The organism is Bacillus thuringiensis (assembly GCF_022095615.2).
Classification (GTDB): Bacteria; Bacillota; Bacilli; order Bacillales; family Bacillaceae_G; genus Bacillus_A; species Bacillus_A cereus_AG.
Map to the genome: position 1 here is coordinate 242,611 of NZ_CP155560.1, position 19,358 is coordinate 261,968.

Sequence of the window (19,358 nt, forward strand, 5' to 3'; positions counted from 1 at the left end):
ACTCAATGTTGATGTTTTGAGAGAGGAGATATATAATTTGAAAAATAGAAAACGAACCTATATCTATATATTGGCATTATTTTTTGCTTCTATTAATTTACGTATAGGAATCACATCAATCTCACCTTTATTAGAGACAATTCGTCAGGATTTAAACATGAGCAACTTTTCCGTTAGTTTTCTGACATCTATTCCCGTATTATGTATGGGTGTGTTTGCATTACTTACAGGTAAGGTGAACAAGAAGTATGGAGCAGAAAAGGCAATTTTAGCTTGTCTTATTTTAATTGGAGTTGCAACATGTATGAGAGCTTTTACTTATTCAGTTCTCACATTGCTTATTAGCTCTCTATTTATTGGTATCGGTATTGCGGTTGCTGGTCCATTGCTATCTGGATTTATTAAGGAGAAGTTTCCTACTAAGATTGGTTTAATGATAGGAGTATATTCAGTTGGAATGGGAACAGGTGCTTCCTTAAGCGCAGGGATGACTATCCCTTTACAACATGTATTGAAAGACTCTTGGAATATGGCACTTGCATTTTGGAGTGTGTTTACCATTGTAGCTCTTCTCTTCTGGTATCCCGTTATGAGACTAGATAAAACTACTAAAACACATAATAAACAAAACAATATATTACCATTAAAAAATAAGAAGGTATGGTTGTTTACAGTCTTTTTTGGACTGCAGTCAGGTATTTTTTATTGTATTACCACTTGGCTTGCTCCAGCGACTCAAAGTGTAGGGTTAAATAGTCAGCAAGCTGGAACTCTGGTTACCGTCTTTACATTTGTTCAAATGGTATGTAGCTTTGTCATTCCAACTTTAGCGGATTTTTATAAAAATCGAACATTTTGGTTATTAAGTAGTGTGTGTTTTGTGGTAATAGGTTTGTCACTCATGATATATCCATTGACTACAGCATGGATCCCTTCTATTTTACTTGGAATTGGGCTTGGTGGGTTATTTCCGTTGGCTCTTATGTTACCGTTGGATGAAACCAATACACCGGAAGATGCAAGTGCATGGACTGCCATGATGCAGTCAGGAGGATATATGATTGGTGGACTTATTCCTGTTTTAGCAGGTATTATACGTGACTTTTCTCAAGGTTATCAACAGGTGTTTCTCATGATATTATTTTTAAGCGTGATTTTGTTCATTTTAACTTTAGTTATGAATCAGAGAAAAGTAGAAACTAAGGTCTTACAGTGATATCCAGTTGCTATAATAAAAACTTTGAGTGGGCTTTTCCTTAGAGTAGAAAGCCCATATTCTTTTTTATCGAATTTGCTTAGCGTATATTTTCGTTAAAATGTGGGTAGTATCCCAAGTAGCTGCTTTCCGTAAATAAAGATGATTACCAGCTTTAATATGTTACCTTTATAAGTAATATATAATAAGATTTATAAAAAGGACTCCTGATGTACACAAGAGTCCTTTTAAAAATATTTTTTAATCATATATCATTACCCAATATTTTTCTTCTATCTCACCTTCTTCAATAACTTTTTTCCAGCCCATATTCTCATAAAATTTTAGTGCTTTTTGATTTTTAGAAACACACTTTAATTTTAATGGTGTATTCATCTTTTCTATGGAGGCATGTAGTAACTGTCTTCCAGCCCCCCTACCAAAGAACTCAGGGTGTACAAATAAGTTGTGTATAAAGTTTTCAGGTAAATATAAAGAAGCAAATCCGAGGATATGATTATCTTCCTCTGCTAGTATTATATATTCTCCTTCAGTATGTTTATCAAAATCTTCTTCAGTCATTTCATTTCTATCTAGCCAATGAAAACTCTCAAGCCGTGACTCTAAATATATCCTTCTTAAATTAGGGTAGTCTACTGCAGTTGCTACTCTAATATTCATTTTCTCACTCTCTCTTCTTTTTTTTATTGAATAAATCTAACCGTTTCTATAGGAAACGGTTAGATTTACGAGAGAAAATTTATTCACTCGTATCTCTTTAAAACAATGGCTGCATTATGACCTCCGAAACCAAATGAGTTAGATAGACCTATATTTATTTTCACTTGGCGAGCAACAGATGGTACATAATCCAGATCACATAATGGATCAAGATTTTCTAAGTTAATTGTTGGAGGAACTGTCCCTTCCTTTAAGCTCATAGCTAAAGCAATTGCTTCAACTCCACCAGCTGCTCCTAACATATGACCAAGCATAGATTTATTAGCTGTTACCGGAATCTGATAAGCTTGTTTTCCAAACAGCTGCTTAATAGCCATCGTTTCAGAGATGTCCCCCACTTTTGTACTTGTTGCATGGGCACTAATAACATCAACTTCTTCAGGCGATATATTGGCATTTTTTAAAGCTGATCTCATTGCAAGATAAGCACCTTTACCTTCCGGATGTGTAGCTACGATATTGTATGCGTCTGAACTTGCACCATATCCAATGACTTCTGCATAAATCTTTGCCTCTCTACGTAAAGCATGAGATAAAGATTCTAAGATTAGAATTCCAGCTCCTTCTGACATGACAAATCCATCTCGATTTTCATCAAATGGACGACTAGCTTTAGTAGGATTATCGTTTCTTGTTGATAATGCTGTAGCATTACCAAAGCTTGCTATTGATAAGTCTGTTATAGCTGACTCTGTTCCACCCGCAAATATAACGTCAGCTTCTCCAGAACGAATTAGTCTAAAGGCTTCCCCTATAGATGTATTTCCAATTGCACAGGCAGAAACAGGTGACATAGAAGGTCCCATCGCATTCCACTTGATACTAATTTGTGCTGCAGCGGCATTTGACATTATGGCAGGTACTAGAGTTGGGCTGACTCTTCTTGGCCCCTTCTGCCTAAGCGCATCAACATTTTCAATCAAGGTTTCAATTCCTCCGATACCAGAACCTACATAAACTCCTAACCTTTCTACATCTATACAATCGAGTTCTAACTTAGAATCTGACCAAGCTTGTTCAGCTGCAGCCAAAGCAAATTGAGAAAAACGATCTAAACGTCTTGCTTCTTTCTTTCCTAAAACTTCATCTGCATCAAAATCTTGGACGATACCCGCAATTTTTGTTTTATGATTGGTAACATCGAAAGTATCGATATTGACTATACCAGATTCCCCTTTAATTAGATTGTTCCAAAATGTTTTGATGTTGTTTCCTATAGGAGAAACTACTCCCATACCAGTAATCACAACTCTTTCCACTTTGCATTCCCTCCAATCAATAATATACTTGTATTTTACAGTCAATTTATCCTATTACAAGGGGGGATTTATCCTAGTATAACTACTACCAGGATAAATTGATAAGATAAGGAGTTTTAAAGATGAATAATAAAACAAGGCTTGAAGCTCTGTCGGCATTCTTAAAAACTAAGCGCGCCCAAATTACTCCAGAGTCTATTGGTTTGCCTGCCGGAAACCGGAGAAGAACACCTGGGTTACGAAGAGAAGAGGTTGCACAGTTAGCAGGTGTAAGCACCACTTGGTATACATGGCTAGAGCAAGGAAGAGATATAAAGGTTTCTACAATTGTACTTGATTGTATTTCTAAAGCTTTGCAATTAAATAATGATGAAACAGACTACTTATATGACCTGGCATTCGAATCAAATTCAGAGATTACAAGTCCAAAAAAGGATCAAACAAAGCTTAGTCCTTCCTTAATACGAATACTAGATGAATTAACATATTGTCCAACTATCATTACGGATCAACATTGCCATATTGTGGGCTGGAATCCTGCAGCTGCTTATGTTTTTTTAGATTTTGAACAAATACCGAATGATCAAAGAAATTTAATTCGTTTAGTATTCACTAGAAAAGAATTAAAAGCATTGGCCGTCAATTGGGAACATTTTGTGAAAGGTTTTCTTGCTATTTTCCGTACCTATTATGGACGCTATTTAGACGATGAATGGTACAGCCAGTTTATTAAAGAAATGATTCATTTGCATTCAGAATTCCAGGATTTATGGCAAGAAAGCCAAGTGAGTAAGGCTCCAGACATGATAATTGAATTCAGACATGCTAAAGCAGGCAAAATGTTATTTAATTTAACTTCTCTTCAAGTTCAAGGTGATATGGATTTACGGTGCAGTATCTATACGCCAGTAGAAGAAACAGATACAGAAAATAAATTAAAGCGATTAATGAAGAGGGCTTCCAGTGAAAATTAATAATGTAAGTTCTATAGATTAGCAAAATGATATTAATTACTGAAGAAAGTTAATTTTCCTTATGGGAAAAAAGAGTTAACGTTTTTCATAGAACCTATGCCTCCTCTTCTATATGCATACACTTATAATATTACAATTTCTGTAAAAACAGAAAAGGATACATATGTTATCAATTTGATAAATATTCTATTCGAGGCATTATGTATCATTTATAATCATTTTGGGTTAAAAAGAATTTCTTTTTATTTATTGACTATGAAGTAACCACATAGTTTATAGTATGAATATTATTCCTTATAGGAGGCAATATAATTAGATGGATAGCTATAAATTAACTAAAAGTGATGTACTTAAGATTTTTAATACAACGAAAGAAACACTTCGATTCTATGAAGAAAAAGGACTAGTTCAACCAAAGGTAGGTAAAAATAACTATAGACTTTATAGTAATGAAGACCTACAGAGAATTAGCCAAATCTTTTTTTGTAAAGATATAGGTTTTTCAATTGAAGAAATTGATTTAGTAATAAATAAGAAAAATATAATAAACAATATAAATATCTTACAGAACAAAAAAAATGATATTGAAACTGAAATTTATCGATTTATGGAAATGCAAAAGAAAATTACTAGACTCCTCGATCTCCTTCAAAATAAAAGTAGTAACTTCAATGAAATTCAGAGTGTCTATTTTGAGGAAAGAAAATATTATCACATCAAAGGAGAAAATTTTAATAGTGTAAAATCCTTTTTTGATAAATTCCGTTCTATTTTTAAGCAAGGTGAATTTTTTCAAGAGCAATTTATAACAGTGTGTCCTATTAAGAATTTATTCAATGATGATCTGGGACTATCAGTTTATTATCCTGTTTTTAATGATACAGAGATAGAGCATGTTGATATTCTTAGTATACCTGCAGGTAATTATCTTTGTGTTGATTATGTATGTACAGAAGAGCATATGGATGAAGTACGACGTAAAATATATACAAATATTACAGACTATATAGAGAGAAATGGTTTACAGTTTAGATCATGTAATGTAATTGAAACAGATTTACATGAATTGAATCTGTTTTATCCAGAAGGACAGATAATTATGAATATGCAAATTCCTGTTGAAGAAAAATCAAAACACCAAAAGAAATGAGCATTTATTTATGCAACACATTTTACAAGGAAGGCGTAAAAATCGGCTCTTTCATCAAAATTTGCTTAGTATGATTTTTTTACGAAGTGCTGGTAGTCCACTTATTATAAAATCATAGAATCTCTTTAAGTTAATACAAACTAAATCCAATTTCCTTAACTTACAGGAAACTGGATTTTTCTTTTTTGAATTTCCTTAGCGTATATTTTAGTTAAAATGTTGATGGTACGCCTATTAGAAGACATTTTGAACTATTAGGGGTAGCACCACATCACTATCAAGCTAACAAAACAAAATACCAAAATCATCTTTTAGAGAAAATTAGGGTTTTTGAACCAGTAAGGTATATATTTAACTATAAAAACTTTGACAAATTTATCCACCCCTCATCTTCTGCCTACTTGCTAAATTCAGCAAGTAAAATATGTTTAAAAGGATCAGGACTATCAGCTTTAAGGCTGTTCAAATTGACGGCCAATGTATGCTTGCCTCCAAGTGTGCCCCCAGCAAAAGTACTAAACCCTGGAATGCCACCTGAGTGTCCCCATATCGAGACACCGTTTGGAAGAATAATTTTGAAAATTCCAAGCCCGGAATCACCAAGTTCATCTATTCCTGTAGGGACTGTTGTAAGCATTTGCTTTAGTTGCTGTTCTTTTAGTAATTTACCCCCAAGTAAATAAGAGAAGAATTTGTTTAAATCATCAGTCGTAGAAATCATATCACCGGCCGAGCTCCCCATACTTGGGTTATAATAAGTAACATCTTTTGGCTCACTTGCTCCGTTTAATTGGATATATCCACGGGCATGGTTGGTTCCTGGAATGACGCTTGAATTTCCAGGTAAGAATGTATTCGCTAATTCAAGTGGTTCAATGATTCGATTTTCAATCTCTTCCGCATAGCTGTTCCCAGTTACTTTTTCAATAAGAATTCCTAGTAATACATATCCTGTATTTGAATACGACCAGCTCTTTCCTGGGGCAAAATCTGGAGGCATGGATATTCCCATCTTTACTAATTCTTCAGTAGTATAAGATTTTTTTGTATCCATGATATTAAAATCCTTTGACATTGTGTAATTAGCGATACCACTTGTGTGGTTCAATAATTGCCGGATAGTAATCTGTTTATCATCATACCCGTTTCCTTGAATGACACCAGGAAACCATTTTTCAATAGAGTCGTCTAGATTCAAGCGGTTCTCTTCGGCTAATTGAAATACAACTGTTGCGGTGAACGTCTTCGTCACGCTGCCGATGCGAAAGCGGAAATCTGTTTCCATTGGTTTCTTGGTTCTCAGGTCAGCTACTCCGGCCGCATAACTCCACGTTTTCCCATCCTCGGAAATTTTAGCAAGTATCCCCGGGATTCCAAATTTCAAGATATCACGCATTGCTTGTTTGACGGAATTACGATCTCGTTGAGTGCTTGTGTGTGACGAACTAGATACATTTTCAGTGGGCTCTGCTTTTACAAATGTAATTTGACTACGTGTTTTCATAAGGCATTCCTCTCCTCTATTCATATTGTATGAGTGGTTACTTGTTGTTTCGTAATAATTACACAGCTATCATCTCCATCAATGACAAAAGGACAACATGGAATTTGTAATTATCTTCATAATGATTATTTTTGTCCTAACAAACGGTAAATCCCTCTTTTTTTACAAGTATGTTAACTCCAGAAATTACTTCTTTTCCTTACAACACTCTTATGACTAGTTTGTTTTTCACATAAATATATCTTATCTAATCCCCCCTTTCACTCTTCTTTATATTTTTATCCTTCACAATAAAAATTTCTTTTTTCTTATCCATTCCTTACAAATTTCTTATAAAAAAGCTTATTTATCGTTTTGGAGGTGACCTGTTTTTTAGGTTGATGGCAATGGGGGCACCATATCAAAAAAAGAAAACTGTACGTTTGGACACGTTTTGGAAACACCTTATCCGGTTCCCTGTACATAAGAATCCCTTATTTCACCAAAACAAGTAAGAGTATTTCATTCACTTACATAAGGTATTAAAAGAGAAAATCTAAAATAATTTAAAAAGTCCCTTTTTTAGATTTTCTAACTAAGCTAATAGACCTTATTTGTTCATCCTTAGTTAATCCATACGTAACTATTACTAGACTTAAAAAAGTATTGGCAACTATATTAGCGATTAATAAAATTACAGGGAATTTTACATTCGGCTCCCAATACTGATTAATCAAACTGATTGTAGCTCCTGTAAATATCAAATGAATTATTAATGTTATTGCTTTTAATGATATTTTATTAAATTTAACAAAGAGCACAGCAAATGGTACTAATAAAATAATACTTATATATGAGATAATTGCTAACCACTAGCTAAAGCTGTATCATAACCCTGTATTAATGTTGGCCATATTTTCAAAAACATTTTTAAGATAAACATGTAAAAACTTAAATAAAACACAAGTCCAATTATATTTAACGTATTCCCCGAAAGAATTCTCCTTCCTCAAGCGTGTGAAGGGCGTAGCCCAACGAAAGGTGGGAGATGAATTTCGGTTTGGCATAGCCAAAAACTTTTGATAAACTAGCTATATGAAGTTCTTTGATAACTTGATATAGAAGGTTGCAGGAAGAAAATAGAGTGCGAAAACCAAGCCATTCGGTTCCTGCGTAAAATATCAACCGTACCAATAGAGAATCCATGTGTTGGCCATCTAGGGGTGGAACACCCCGAAGTAACGCTCAGGGAGACGAAAGGTTACTTTCGTCGTGGAACTGAGAAGCTCCCACTTCAAGCTTGCTCAGTGGCGAGTAGTTCACAACTTCTATTAATTCACCTAACATAAAAGCTCACCTCTATTAGAAATAGAGCTTTCCATCAAAAATCTTTTTTTATTTGTTGTAATAAACTAAATATCTCATCTACTATGAATTCTAATTCTGTAAATTGCCCTATATTTCTTAGCATCCCTTTGATAATTATGATATCTGGGTTACTCTTAGATAATTCATCGTTAAGAAACATTAAAGAAGCATTGACTTCTTGTTTTTCTTCTTGAGTAAAATAAATGTTATGGATTAATTGATTGATTGCATTCAATCGTTCCTTAATTTTATTTGTATATATAAGCTCCTCTCTAATCCCCTTATTTTTCATGTAATTTTCACTAAGAATCGGGGATATATGCTTATTTTTAAATCCCTTTAAGATACAGGATATGGTTTGTGTAATAAAATTAACTAATTCCTCAACTGATATATCCGCTCCATCTAATATCACAACTGCAGAGTATTCCTCAATTAGACTATTCAATATAACAGCCTCATCTAATACACAATTTTCCAGTTCTTCTCCTCCGACATACTTCATTAGTTGCTGAAACTTAATATAAATTTCCCTGCGTTTTTCTTGAATAAATTCTATAATTTGTGGATCATTAATATTTTGTTCTTTCATTTGCATTTTAAGGAAATTTTCATGCTCAAATGCGACACTTAGATAATTATTTAAAATTTTGTTTAATTTTATTAGTCGTTCCTCAAAAGATTCATCATTACTTATAACGCTAACATCTAAACTATTGTATAAGCAGTCTAAATAATAACTATATATAGAAATCAAAATATTCTTTTTGGAAGTAAAATGAGCATATAACGTCCCCTTAGCAACTCCGGCGTGATTTGCAATCTCTTGCACATTAGTAGCATGAAAACCCTTTTCTGCAAATAATTTCAAAGCGGATTTTATAATTTTTTCTTTCAAAGCTAGCACCTCTTTCTGACTTTTCAAATACTGTTCCTACCTCAAAATAAAACTGAACTGAACTGTTCAGTCTATTGAATCCCATTTTATACCTTTCTAATTGAATTTTCAATGAATTTTCTTTAAATTTAAAAAACATTTATTTATCATAAAGATTCTAGTATTTTAAGTTTATTCATGATATATAATCAGAAGATTCCACTTCACTCATCACAGAAAAAATAATAATGGACCAAATGAATGGATTTAGAATATAAAACAACTGGTTTATCCCACTAAGATATAACCAGTTATTTTAACGATTAAGATTATTTAAGAACACATTTCTTATATGTCTCTAAAAGGCACTAATATCTCTGCAAAATAAATTATTTAACCTTCTATTATGGTTTTTGGTTTTATTCAAATCTTATTTATTGTTGATTAATTTCAAGGCCTCATATGCATCTACCGTACCCCTTCCTGAAAGTTTTTCTATTCTATTTGTTCCAGATTTTAAGGTAGTTTGATACATAATATTTTGAATTTCATTAATAGACAAGTGTTTTAAATTTTCCTCTTTATACTCTGTTAATATAAGAATCGCAACCGCTGATACTGTAGGAGTAGATATGCTTGTACCATAAGAAAATTCATAACCACGTGGAAAATCACCATTTTCAGCAATTTAATTTGGGAGATAAGTAGGATAGGTTGTTAATAGGGGTACCGCCACATCGCTATCAAGTTAAGAAACACATTTTTCCCAAAAACGATAAAAATGAACTTCTGTCCTACAAAAAATACAAAATTTTCATTTAGGAGGTACTTTAAAATCTTGGCTTGATAGCAATGTGGTGCTACCCAATATCCAGCAAGCTAAGATTTTTAACACTTAAGGAATTTGTAAGTATCAAGTAAGAAAAACGAGAGCTTTGTTTCTTATAATTAAAATATAAAGTGAAGGAAGAAAGGTTGTTTCTGGGGTTAATATGCATGTGGAAAAAGGAGAAATCTACGGTTTTTTAGAGTAATAATATCAGTATGTCAAAGTTTTGAAGATTACTTGCAAATATTTTGAAGTTTTTGCACTAGAACCCTAATTACTATACCTGTTTTTTACCATCACATATTGGAGGTTAAAACATGAATAAAAAAAAGAAAATACAAAAATCAGTACTTGCCTTTACCCTACTCTTTTCTTTAGGTGTTTCATCTTTTCCGCTTACAACAGCTATTCACGCAGATACACGTGAGGAGAAATCTGCAGAAAAGAAACAAATCTCTTTAACGGAGCGTACATTATTATTTTTTGAATATCTCCAGCAAGGTAAGTATGCAGAGGCACTTCAGTTGACGTCTGCTGCTTTTCAATCCAAGTTTACAGCAAACACATTACAAAGCTGGTGGACACAAAGCGGGATAAAAATCATGGGAACACCTGTAATAAAAGAACGAAACTTGGTCCATCAGACGGTGGAAATTCCAGGAGCTATTGAAGGAACTACCATACCGCTACTTATTAAATTCACACCTGGTGGGAAGGTAGATGAAGTTGGAGAAAGGCCGCCCCAGGAATCTTACATTCCGCATCCTAGATATGACCAACCTGCTTCCTATCAAGAACGTGAAATCGTCATTGGAAATTCTACTTATCCATTACCAGCCACATTAACAGTTCCGAAGCATAAGCCTGGTGAAAAGGTACCCGTTGTTGTTCTTGTTCATGGCGCTGGCATCCATGATCGCGATGCTACCTATTTGGGAACAAAAATCTTACGAGACCTTGCGTTGGGCCTTTCATCCAACGGAATTGCAGTGTTACGCTATGAAAAACGCACCTTAGAACATGCATTAAAGATGAGTGCAGAACCTGTTACGTTAGACCGAGATACTACAGATGATGCCATATATGCAGCAAAGTCAGCAGCGCAGCAGGAAGGCATTGATCCAAATAATATTTTCATTCTCGGACATAGCCAAGGAGCTGGCACAATGCCGCGTATACTGAGCAAAGCGCCTTCCTCACTTGTTCGAGGAAGTATCTTACTCGCACCACCTGCACGCCCTTTGACTGACACTGCCATTGATGTGAGTCAATACCTAGGGGCGCCAAAGGAAGTAATCGATGAACTAAAAAGACAGTTCGCTTTTATCCTGGATCCTACTTTCAATCCTGACCATCCGCCAGCTGGCTACAATTTTCCGTTTCCGTCTCCTCATTTTATGTATGATGTTACTAGGTGGCGTCCAGTTGAGGAGGCAAAATCCCGAAAAGAGCCTTTGCTGATTCTGCAAGGGGCACGCGATTATCAAGTAACAGTAAAAGATGATTATACAAAATGGCAGGAAGGACTTTCAAACCGCGGGAATGTTCAGTTCAAAGAATATCCCAAATTGAATCATTTCTTCACGGAGGGTGACGGGGAATTGAGTCTTCCAAGTGAGTACGAAATCCCTGCCAATGTTCCCGAGTACGTCATCCAAGACATTATTACATGGGTCAATGAGACAAAAAAATAAGAAAACATCAAAAGCCTTCATGCAATCATCATTGCGTGAAGGCTTTTTTAAAACTAGTGATTCAGACATATCTTATTATTTTCAACATCATTTAATATAATATTTGCCACAAAATGAAAAATTAGAGTCTTTTATAGCAATGAAGTTCATTTTTATCGTTTTGGGAGCAACCTGTTCTGTTAGCTTGATGGTGATGTGGCGATACCCCTAAATAACCAAATTCTTTTGCCTTATGCAATTTCTATAAGCTGTTCAATTAGGATTTCATATTGAAGTTTTTAGTTTATGTATTTTTTTATACTTGAATTAGCAATAACAAACATAACACAATTGGAATCTTATTTTTCATCAGGAGCCAATGACAATAATGAGAAATTTAAAGAGACACATTGATTACTCTTATCACTCATTAAAACAATACAACCCCTGATACAATATGACTACACTGTATCAGGGGTAATTTTTGATGTTGCACTATCTTCTAACACATATGATAAGTATAGTTATAACATGTTGGAGATTAGTTAGGCCAAGACCCTGTCCACGCATTATGCGCACTTTTGGAATGGTGATCTACTAATCATTAACAACCGCGAATTGGCTGTTATACAGGTTAGCGTAGTAGCCGCTGCGCTCCAGTAGCTGCTCATGACTCCCGCTTTCGACGACATCCCCGTCCTTCATGTAGAGGATCATATCTGCCTCACGGATCGTCGACAGACGGTGAGCGATAACGAAACTAGTTCTGCCTTCCATCATCTTCAGGAACGCCGCCTGGATTCGAATCTCCGTAAGCGTATCAATGCTGCTCGTTGCTTCGTCGAGAATTAGCATAGGCGGATCAACCAGCATAACCCGAGCGATTGTCAATAGCTGTTTCTGTCCCTGGGACAGGCTATCGCCTGAGCCATTGATTACTGTATCATAGCCCTGCGGCAACCGCTTGATGAAGCTGTGGGCGTTAGCTGCCTTAGCGGCTGCAATAATCTCCTCCTCGCTAGCATTCGGTTTTCCATAGGCGATATTGTCATGAATTGTCCCGTCAAAAAGCCAAGTATCCTGTAGCACCATCCCAAAGATATGGCGTAAGCTGTCACGGGCCATATCGTTAATGTTAATACCATCTATCGCAATCTCGCCGGCATCAACATCATAAAATCGCATTAACAGATTCACTAACGTTGTCTTGCCAGCACCCGTCTGTCCCACAATAGCGACACGTGTTCCTGGTTCAACAACTAGGTTCAAATCGGTAATAAGGGGACGGTCAGGCTGGTAAGCGAACTTCACATGATGGAATGTAATCGTCCCCTGCTTAGCCGGGATATGAACTGCATCTTCAGCCTCCGGTGACTCCGCTGATTCATCAAGTACCTGAAAGATACGTTGCGCCGAGGCCGTAGCTGATTGCAACTGTGTAATTACTCCGGTAATCTCGTTGAACGGTTTAGCGAACAGATTGGCATAAATCAAGAAACTCGATAGTCCCCCGACCGATATTCTAGACATAATGACCATAATACTCCCAATTAAGGCGATGATTGAGAAAGTAACATTGTTCACCAAACGGGTGGATGGATTCGACAGAGAGCTGACGAATTGTGATTTTACCCCTGTGTGATACAATTCATCATTTCGTGCTGTAAACTCGGCAAAAGAGTGTTCTTCATAACGGAAGGCCTGAACAACCTTCTGCCCGCCAATCATCTCTTCGACATAGCCATTCAGCCCACCCAATATACGGGCCTGATCACGAAATAGCTGCTGTGAGCGCATCGTGATGAACCGCGCTACGAAGAAAGTCACTGGTGCAGATAACAGCACAACGACGGTCATGAGCGGATTCGTATACAACATGAGTGCAATAGCCCCAATGATTGTAACAACACCGGTTAATAATGTGGAGAATCCCTGCAGCAACCCGTCCGATATGGCATCCATATCGTTTACGAATCGGCTGATGCTGTCCCCTTGCGGATGATTATCATGATATTTCAGTGGCAGTACATTCAGCCTTTCGAACATTTCGCTGCGCAAATCATTTACTGTTTGATTAGCAAGCCGATTCGTAAGATATGTCAACAACCAACCGAACAGGCCTCCGATGAGATACACCAGACTAAGCTGTATAAGCAGTATGAAGATGTCCGCGAACTCAACAGCACCCTTGCCCACCATATGGTCGATCGTAATCCCAATTATAAATGGACCAATCAAGGTGGAAGCTACGCTAATAATCGCACTAATGAAGGCCCAGATTGTATTCCTTTTATATTTTCCTGTATAAATTAGTAGTCTTCTCCATGTTTGCTTCATGCTCATTGTTGTCCTACCTCCTCATTAGAGAACTGTGAGCGGCAAATCTCTTGATAGACACTACAATCTCGCTTGAGTTCAGCATCGGTGCCGATGCCAGCAATCCGTCCGTCTTCGATGACTATGATTTTATCCGCCTGCTGCACGGTGCTAACCCGCTGCGAGACGATGAATACCGTAATCCCCTGGCTGTTTTCCCGGATTGACCTTCTTAACGCCACATCTGTGGCAAAATCAAGTGCACTCGAAGAATCATCAAGGATAAGAATATCGGGACTGGCAACAATTGCCCGGGCGATTGTTAAGCGCTGCTTCTGCCCACCCGACAGATTAAGTCCGCCCCTGGACACCAGAGTGTTATAGCCTTCAGGCATTTTCGTTATGAATTCATCGGCCTGGGCAATGATAGCTGCCCGTTTGACCTCTTGATCCGAAGCTAATTCGTTACCCCAGCGGATATTATCGGCAATCGTCCCTGTGAAGAGCAGTGCCTTCTGTGGAACAATCCCAATCTCACCGCGTAGCTCATGTAGACTAAAATCCCTTACATCAATTCCGTTGACGAGTATTTGTCCCGAGGTAGCGTCATAAAATCTCGGAATCAGGTTCACAAATGTAGATTTGCCTGAACCAGTACCACCGATAATTCCCACAGTCTCGCCACGTTTTATCTCCACCGATATATCTGTCAGTGCCGGTTCACTCGTTGTACTATATCCGAAGGAAACATGATTAAATGTAACAGCCGGAACATCCTTTTTGTCTCCTATTTTCGTTGCAGACTGTTTTCTCTCCTCAGGCACAAGATCAGCAATGGAAGGAACGGTTTCGAACACCTCATTGATCCGTGATGCTGAGGACGCTGCCTTTGTAAAAATAATAATTAGATTTGACACGACAATCAAAGCTAGCAAAATTTGCGTCACGTAGTTAATAAAGGCGATGACCTCGCCAGAAGATAATATCCCCGCATTAATGTGGAAACCACCAATCCATAGAATAGCGATAATCGCACCGTTGACAACAACAGTCGTTACCGGATTAAGCAGAGCAGACACCCGCCCTACTCGGATTGCAGTGGCCGTAATGTCGTCGGAAGCTTCGCGAAATCTCGCCTTCTCGGCATGTCTCTTGGCGAACGAACGAATGACGCGAACTCCCGTCAAATTCTCGCTCAATACTAGTGCGATTCTGTCCAACTTCTTCTGGTATAACCGATACATAGGTGCTGTCTTCGTAATTATCAAATATAGAATAATAGCAAACACTGGTGTTGTAGCAATCAGAATAAGCGCTAGTCTAAAATCAAGCAGCATCGACATGATGATTGCACCTAGACAAATGAACGGGGCACGAATCACGAGCCGAATCAGCATCGCCACCGCGATTTGCAGCTGATTGACATCATTTGTGATACGGTTGATCAATGTTGGTGTCCCAAAGCGGTCAATCTCAGTATAAGACAGCGTCGAAATATGCCGGAACAGCGTATTACGTAACGTTGTACCGAACCCCTGTGATGCCCGGGCCGCATAATATTGACAGATTAGCGAGCTGCCGAAGCCCAGTATCGACATGACGACCATTAAACCACCCATCTTCCATACATAAGCGATATCATGCCTGCCTATCCCATGGTTCACAATCAGGGCCACAATTGTCGGAAGAAAAAGTTCGAGAATTGCTTCCACCAACTTAAAGAAAGGGCCAAGAATACTTTCCATCTTGTAAGGTTTTAAAAATGTTGTGAGCTTAAACAAAGTATCATCCCCATCATAATTGTTATAAAGGTCGCTTTGAATATGAAGTAACTCATGAAGTAATTTCGATATCGAATCTTGAATTCACTTGGGTATTCCGGCGCTCACGTACAAACTACGTACACTCCGCTCCTCACAACCTAAATTCATACAAACTTCTCAGTGCTAAAAAGCGAACATTCCGAACTTGGACTAAAACATTCAATTTAATGCAATACAAAAGGTTTGACGAAATTTATTTACCGGATATGATTAAAAAATAACATAACATCTTCCATATTAATAATATTTGATTAGTATCTAATCTATATGAAATTAATATGGTAATTCAAAAGGAGAACCTTATGGACATTAGGCAATTGAAATATTTCCTGACGATTGCGGAGGAAGGCCAGATTACCTCGGCCGCCAGAAAACTGCAAATGGCTCAACCCCCTCTCAGCCAGCAGCTTAAACTATTGGAGGAGGAACTTGGCGTGAAGCTAGTAGAGCGCGGTGCACGTAGTATCCGGCTCACGGACGCCGGGGAGATTCTGCGCCGCAGAGCGCAGCAAATTGTAGATTTAACAGATTCTACGTCAAGAGAGGTCAGTGACTTTGCCAAAGGATTGAAGGGAACATTAGCAATTGGAACGGTTTCCTCCTCTGGTGCAACGTTATTAAAGGATAGATTATCCGAATTTCACAAAGCTTACACCGGGATCAAATTTGAAATCCATGAGGGAAACACGTTCAGGGTCATTGAATTGCTACAGAGTGGGGTCATCGAACTGGGAATCGTCAGAACTCCCTTTCATAATGCGGGGATGGGATACAAATGTGCGGAAAACGAACCAATGATCGCCGTGATGAACCCGGAGCTGGATTGGAGCAGCGGGCGGCATAAAATCCGAATCGAAGAGCTGCACGAGCGCCCTCTGGTCATTTACCGCCGATTCGAACAGCTGATTCGCGAGACTTGTCAGAAAGCAGGCTTCGAACCAAACCTATTTTGTAAAAATGATGATGCACGTACCACCCTACTATGGGCCAATGCCGGCCTCGGAATCGGAATTATCCCGAAATCCGCGTTTGAACTGGCGAACAACAGTAGTCTGATCTATAAGGAAATCGACAGTCCTTCTCTCCAGACCAGGATCGCGGCAATCTGGATTAAGGACCGTTACATGTCCACATTGGCCAGAAAGTTCCTGGAAAGTTTCAGTAAGGAATAATAAAATAAAGGAGTGAACTGACTGTTCATTCCTTCCCTCATCATTTTTCAGGAGACGATCGAACGAGGAATCCAATCAGGTGAGCTGGAAGTCAACACAGATGCAAAGTCTTTGGCACAGGCACTGATTGTAGCGTTAATCGGTCTAACGGTTATGATAAAATCTCGCCACACATCCATCAACTTAAGAAAAATAAATGCCCCAGAACGAAAAAATTACTTCTCTAAGGCTAGTGATTTATAAGAATTTAGCTCATTATTTCGTTTTATGTCACTACAAATTTCTTACCTTGATGGAAATAGGAGATTTTAGTGAGAAAAAATATAAAAAGATTTCATCCGGTATGATGAAATCTTTTTATATTTTTCTTATAATTTATTTATTAAAATAGACTTTTTATTACTATAGAAACCTAACATAATAACAAACGGAGCTAATAGAATACTTAACCAGTGATTTAATTTATACGGTAAATTCATTTCAAAAATAATGGTAGCAATCATAATAATTAGAGTTAATATAGCTAAAAGATAAGTAATTATTTTCATTAGTAATCATCTTTGTATATTAAAGCGATTATATAAAATCATTGATATTTACATTAATTTGATAGGCTTTTTTGTTATGCACATTTTTAGTGTAATCGTAAAAATCCGCAAAAAATACACTCACATATACCCTCTTGGTACCCTTTGCTTGATGGCGATGTGGTGCTACCCCTTTTATTGTGGAAAGGTGTAGCATTTCTTTTATAAATAAGACTCCAAAGTTACCATACCTGATAAAGGAAATATTAATGTAACTCTAGTTCCTTTATTCATTTCAGATTCAATGCCTATTTTCAATCCTAATTTTGAACACAGTTTTTCGCATAGATACAAGCCCATTCCTGTACTTTTGCTAAATCTTCTTCCATTCTCTCCAGTAAATCCTTTCTCAAAAACTCTCTTTATATCTTTAGTTACTATTCCTACTCCATTATCCTCTATAGTTAGTATTACTGAGTTAGTTTTCTTAGTTGAGGATATACGTATCATTTGTTCTTTGTTATTTGAGTACTTTATAGAATTTCCTATTATTTGATTAATAATAAATTCAATCCATTTTCCATCACTGTATACGATCTCATCAATATCCTGTATATCTAATTTTATCCTCTTATGAATAAAATCCCTATAGTTTCTTTTAATTACATTCCTTACTACATTATCAAGATTGATTGGCTTTATCATATAGTCTTTATTCACGTTAGAGCTTCGAGAATAATACAGAACCTGTTCAACAAATCCCTCAATCCGATCCATTTGAGAGTCAATTTTATTCGTGACTTCATTTTGATTATTTTCAATTATAAGCTTTGCAGAAGATATTGGTGTCTTAATTTCATGCACCCATGTCTCTATATATTCTCTGTAATCCAATTGCATATCTCTATAGTACTTTACATTTTCATGCATATCTCTACTTACTTCTTTCAATATAGCGTTAAGCTTTTCCCCATGTATAAAGTTTGCTTCCTTTACTACCTCTGGAAGTAAGTATTTTTTCTCCAAGTTTTCTAATATGCCGTTAATCTCATTATAATAAATTTTACATCTTATAAATTCTATAGCCATATATGAAATCAACGGAAAAAACCAAATACAAAAGACAAAGAATATGATAATGAATGGAACATGTGCAGTCAGCAATATACCTGCTAATATGATATATACCAGTACATTTGATAGTATTATTACTATTTTATCTTTAATAAATTCACCTATATTCATGGCATTATATACCCTAAGCTTCTTCTTGTTGCAATTGGATTTTCTATACCTATCTCTTCAAGCTTTTTTCTTAATCTATTTATATTAACAGTTAAGGTGCTATCATCCACAAAATAATCAGACTTCCATAAGGTTTCAATGAGTGAATCTCTTTTTACAATATTTCCGCGATTATTTATTAAGCATGAAAGTATCTTAACTTCATTTTTAGTTAACTCTACAGACTTGTCTTGATAAGTAACTGTTGCATTTGAAAGATTTAAATTAAAATCCCTATAAATTAAGATATGATTCATCTTGAAATCTCCAGATGTTCTTCTTAAAATGTTTGTTACTCTTGCTAATAGTATTTCTGTATTATAAGGCTTTGTTATAAAATCATCAGCTCCTAAATTCATGCTTATTAGTTCATCTACATCACTATCTCTACTTGTAACCATGAAGATTGGAACATCTGAAGTTTTACGTATTTCTCTGCATATATAATAGCCATCGAACACAGGAAGATTTATGTCTAGTAATATAAGGTCTGCATTCTCACTTTCTATATATTCGATAATATGATTAAAATCTGTAGGAGCCTGTACTTCATATCCATACTTTATAAAAAATTTTTGTAATTCTTCTCTAATGATTTCATCATCTTCAATCAGAATGATTTTTTTCATGATTTTTCCCTCCCTATACAGACTATAAGGCTATTACATCTTGAGAAACAAGGTGTAA

At 36.4% G+C, this 19,358-nt stretch carries 15 protein-coding genes and 1 pseudogene; 6 read left to right on the plus strand and 10 right to left on the minus strand.

Annotated elements, in window-relative coordinates:
* The first annotated feature begins 37 nt into the window (after positions 1-37).
* The gene (locus KZZ19_RS28035; protein WP_098508740.1) at positions 38-1,216 is read left to right on the plus strand and encodes an MFS transporter; all 1,179 of its coding nucleotides are present in this window, start codon (positions 38-40) and stop codon (positions 1,214-1,216) included.
* A gap of 240 nt (positions 1,217-1,456) precedes the next feature.
* On the opposite strand, the gene KZZ19_RS28040 is transcribed toward KZZ19_RS28035, so the two are convergent.
* Positions 1,457-1,876, minus strand: a complete 420-nt coding sequence (locus KZZ19_RS28040; protein WP_237982574.1) for a GNAT family N-acetyltransferase — start codon at positions 1,874-1,876, stop codon at positions 1,457-1,459.
* Positions 1,877-1,959: 83 nt separating this feature from the next.
* On the minus strand, positions 1,960-3,195 hold the full coding sequence (fabF, locus tag KZZ19_RS28045) for a beta-ketoacyl-ACP synthase II (protein ID WP_237982573.1): 1,236 nt from the start codon (positions 3,193-3,195) through the stop codon (positions 1,960-1,962).
* 122 nt (positions 3,196-3,317) lie between these two features.
* On the opposite strand from fabF, the gene KZZ19_RS28050 reads away from it, so the two are divergent.
* Positions 3,318-4,169 carry a helix-turn-helix transcriptional regulator gene (locus tag KZZ19_RS28050; protein ID WP_237982572.1) on the plus strand — a complete coding sequence of 284 codons (852 nt, stop codon included), beginning with the start codon at positions 3,318-3,320 and terminating at the stop codon, positions 4,167-4,169.
* 316 nt (positions 4,170-4,485) lie between these two features.
* Positions 4,486-5,319, plus strand: a complete 834-nt coding sequence (locus KZZ19_RS28055) for a MerR family transcriptional regulator (protein WP_098344075.1) — start codon at positions 4,486-4,488, stop codon at positions 5,317-5,319.
* Between the two features lie 397 nt (positions 5,320-5,716).
* On the opposite strand, the gene KZZ19_RS28060 is transcribed toward KZZ19_RS28055, so the two are convergent.
* The 3 genes from KZZ19_RS28060 to KZZ19_RS31250 form a co-directional block, all read right to left on the minus strand.
* Positions 5,717-6,823, minus strand: coding sequence for a serine hydrolase domain-containing protein (locus tag KZZ19_RS28060; RefSeq protein WP_432442734.1), 1,107 nt, complete (start codon positions 6,821-6,823; stop codon positions 5,717-5,719).
* 1,360 nt (positions 6,824-8,183) lie between these two features.
* Complete coding sequence (locus tag KZZ19_RS28065; protein WP_237982570.1) at positions 8,184-9,068, minus strand: TetR/AcrR family transcriptional regulator; 885 nt, start codon at positions 9,066-9,068, stop codon at positions 8,184-8,186.
* 409 nt (positions 9,069-9,477) lie between these two features.
* On the minus strand, positions 9,478-9,735 hold the full coding sequence (locus KZZ19_RS31250; protein WP_432442736.1) for a S8 family serine peptidase: 258 nt from the start codon (positions 9,733-9,735) through the stop codon (positions 9,478-9,480).
* Between the two features lie 458 nt (positions 9,736-10,193).
* Between KZZ19_RS31250 and KZZ19_RS28070 the strand changes: the two genes are divergently transcribed.
* A complete protein-coding gene (locus tag KZZ19_RS28070) occupies positions 10,194-11,570 on the plus strand; it encodes an alpha/beta hydrolase (protein ID WP_237982569.1) in 1,377 nt (458 codons plus the stop codon).
* 576 nt (positions 11,571-12,146) lie between these two features.
* On the opposite strand, the gene KZZ19_RS28075 is transcribed toward KZZ19_RS28070, so the two are convergent.
* A complete protein-coding gene (locus KZZ19_RS28075) occupies positions 12,147-13,892 on the minus strand; it encodes an ABC transporter ATP-binding protein (RefSeq protein WP_237982568.1) in 1,746 nt (581 codons plus the stop codon).
* Positions 13,889-15,610 carry an ABC transporter ATP-binding protein gene (locus KZZ19_RS28080; protein WP_237982575.1) on the minus strand — a complete coding sequence of 574 codons (1,722 nt, stop codon included), beginning with the start codon at positions 15,608-15,610 and terminating at the stop codon, positions 13,889-13,891. The genes KZZ19_RS28075 and KZZ19_RS28080 overlap by 4 nt, the downstream gene beginning before the upstream one ends.
* 380 nt (positions 15,611-15,990) lie before the next feature.
* Here KZZ19_RS28080 and KZZ19_RS28085 point away from each other — a divergent pair, with 380 nt between their 5' ends.
* Together KZZ19_RS28085 and KZZ19_RS28090 are read left to right on the plus strand one after the other, a co-directional pair.
* A complete protein-coding gene (locus KZZ19_RS28085) occupies positions 15,991-16,860 on the plus strand; it encodes a LysR family transcriptional regulator (RefSeq protein ID WP_237982567.1) in 870 nt (289 codons plus the stop codon).
* A 39-nt stretch (positions 16,861-16,899) separates the two neighbouring features.
* Positions 16,900-17,103 (plus strand): annotated as a pseudogene (locus KZZ19_RS28090) (hypothetical protein); the annotation flags it as partial.
* A 125-nt stretch (positions 17,104-17,228) separates the two neighbouring features.
* Here the strand turns inward: KZZ19_RS28090 and KZZ19_RS28095 are convergent.
* The 3 genes from KZZ19_RS28095 to KZZ19_RS28105 all read right to left on the minus strand — a co-directional run bounded on the left by KZZ19_RS28095 (position 17,229) and on the right by KZZ19_RS28105 (position 19,300).
* Positions 17,229-17,408 carry a hypothetical protein gene (locus KZZ19_RS28095; protein WP_237982566.1) on the minus strand — a complete coding sequence of 60 codons (180 nt, stop codon included), beginning with the start codon at positions 17,406-17,408 and terminating at the stop codon, positions 17,229-17,231.
* Between the two features lie 201 nt (positions 17,409-17,609).
* Entirely contained in the window at positions 17,610-18,632 is a 1,023-nt protein-coding gene (locus KZZ19_RS28100) for a sensor histidine kinase (protein ID WP_237982565.1), read from the minus strand.
* Positions 18,629-19,300, minus strand: coding sequence for a response regulator transcription factor (locus KZZ19_RS28105; RefSeq protein WP_098629991.1), 672 nt, complete (start codon positions 19,298-19,300; stop codon positions 18,629-18,631). Before KZZ19_RS28105 ends, KZZ19_RS28100 begins: the two co-directional genes overlap by 4 nt.
* Positions 19,301-19,358: the final 58 nt, after the last annotated feature.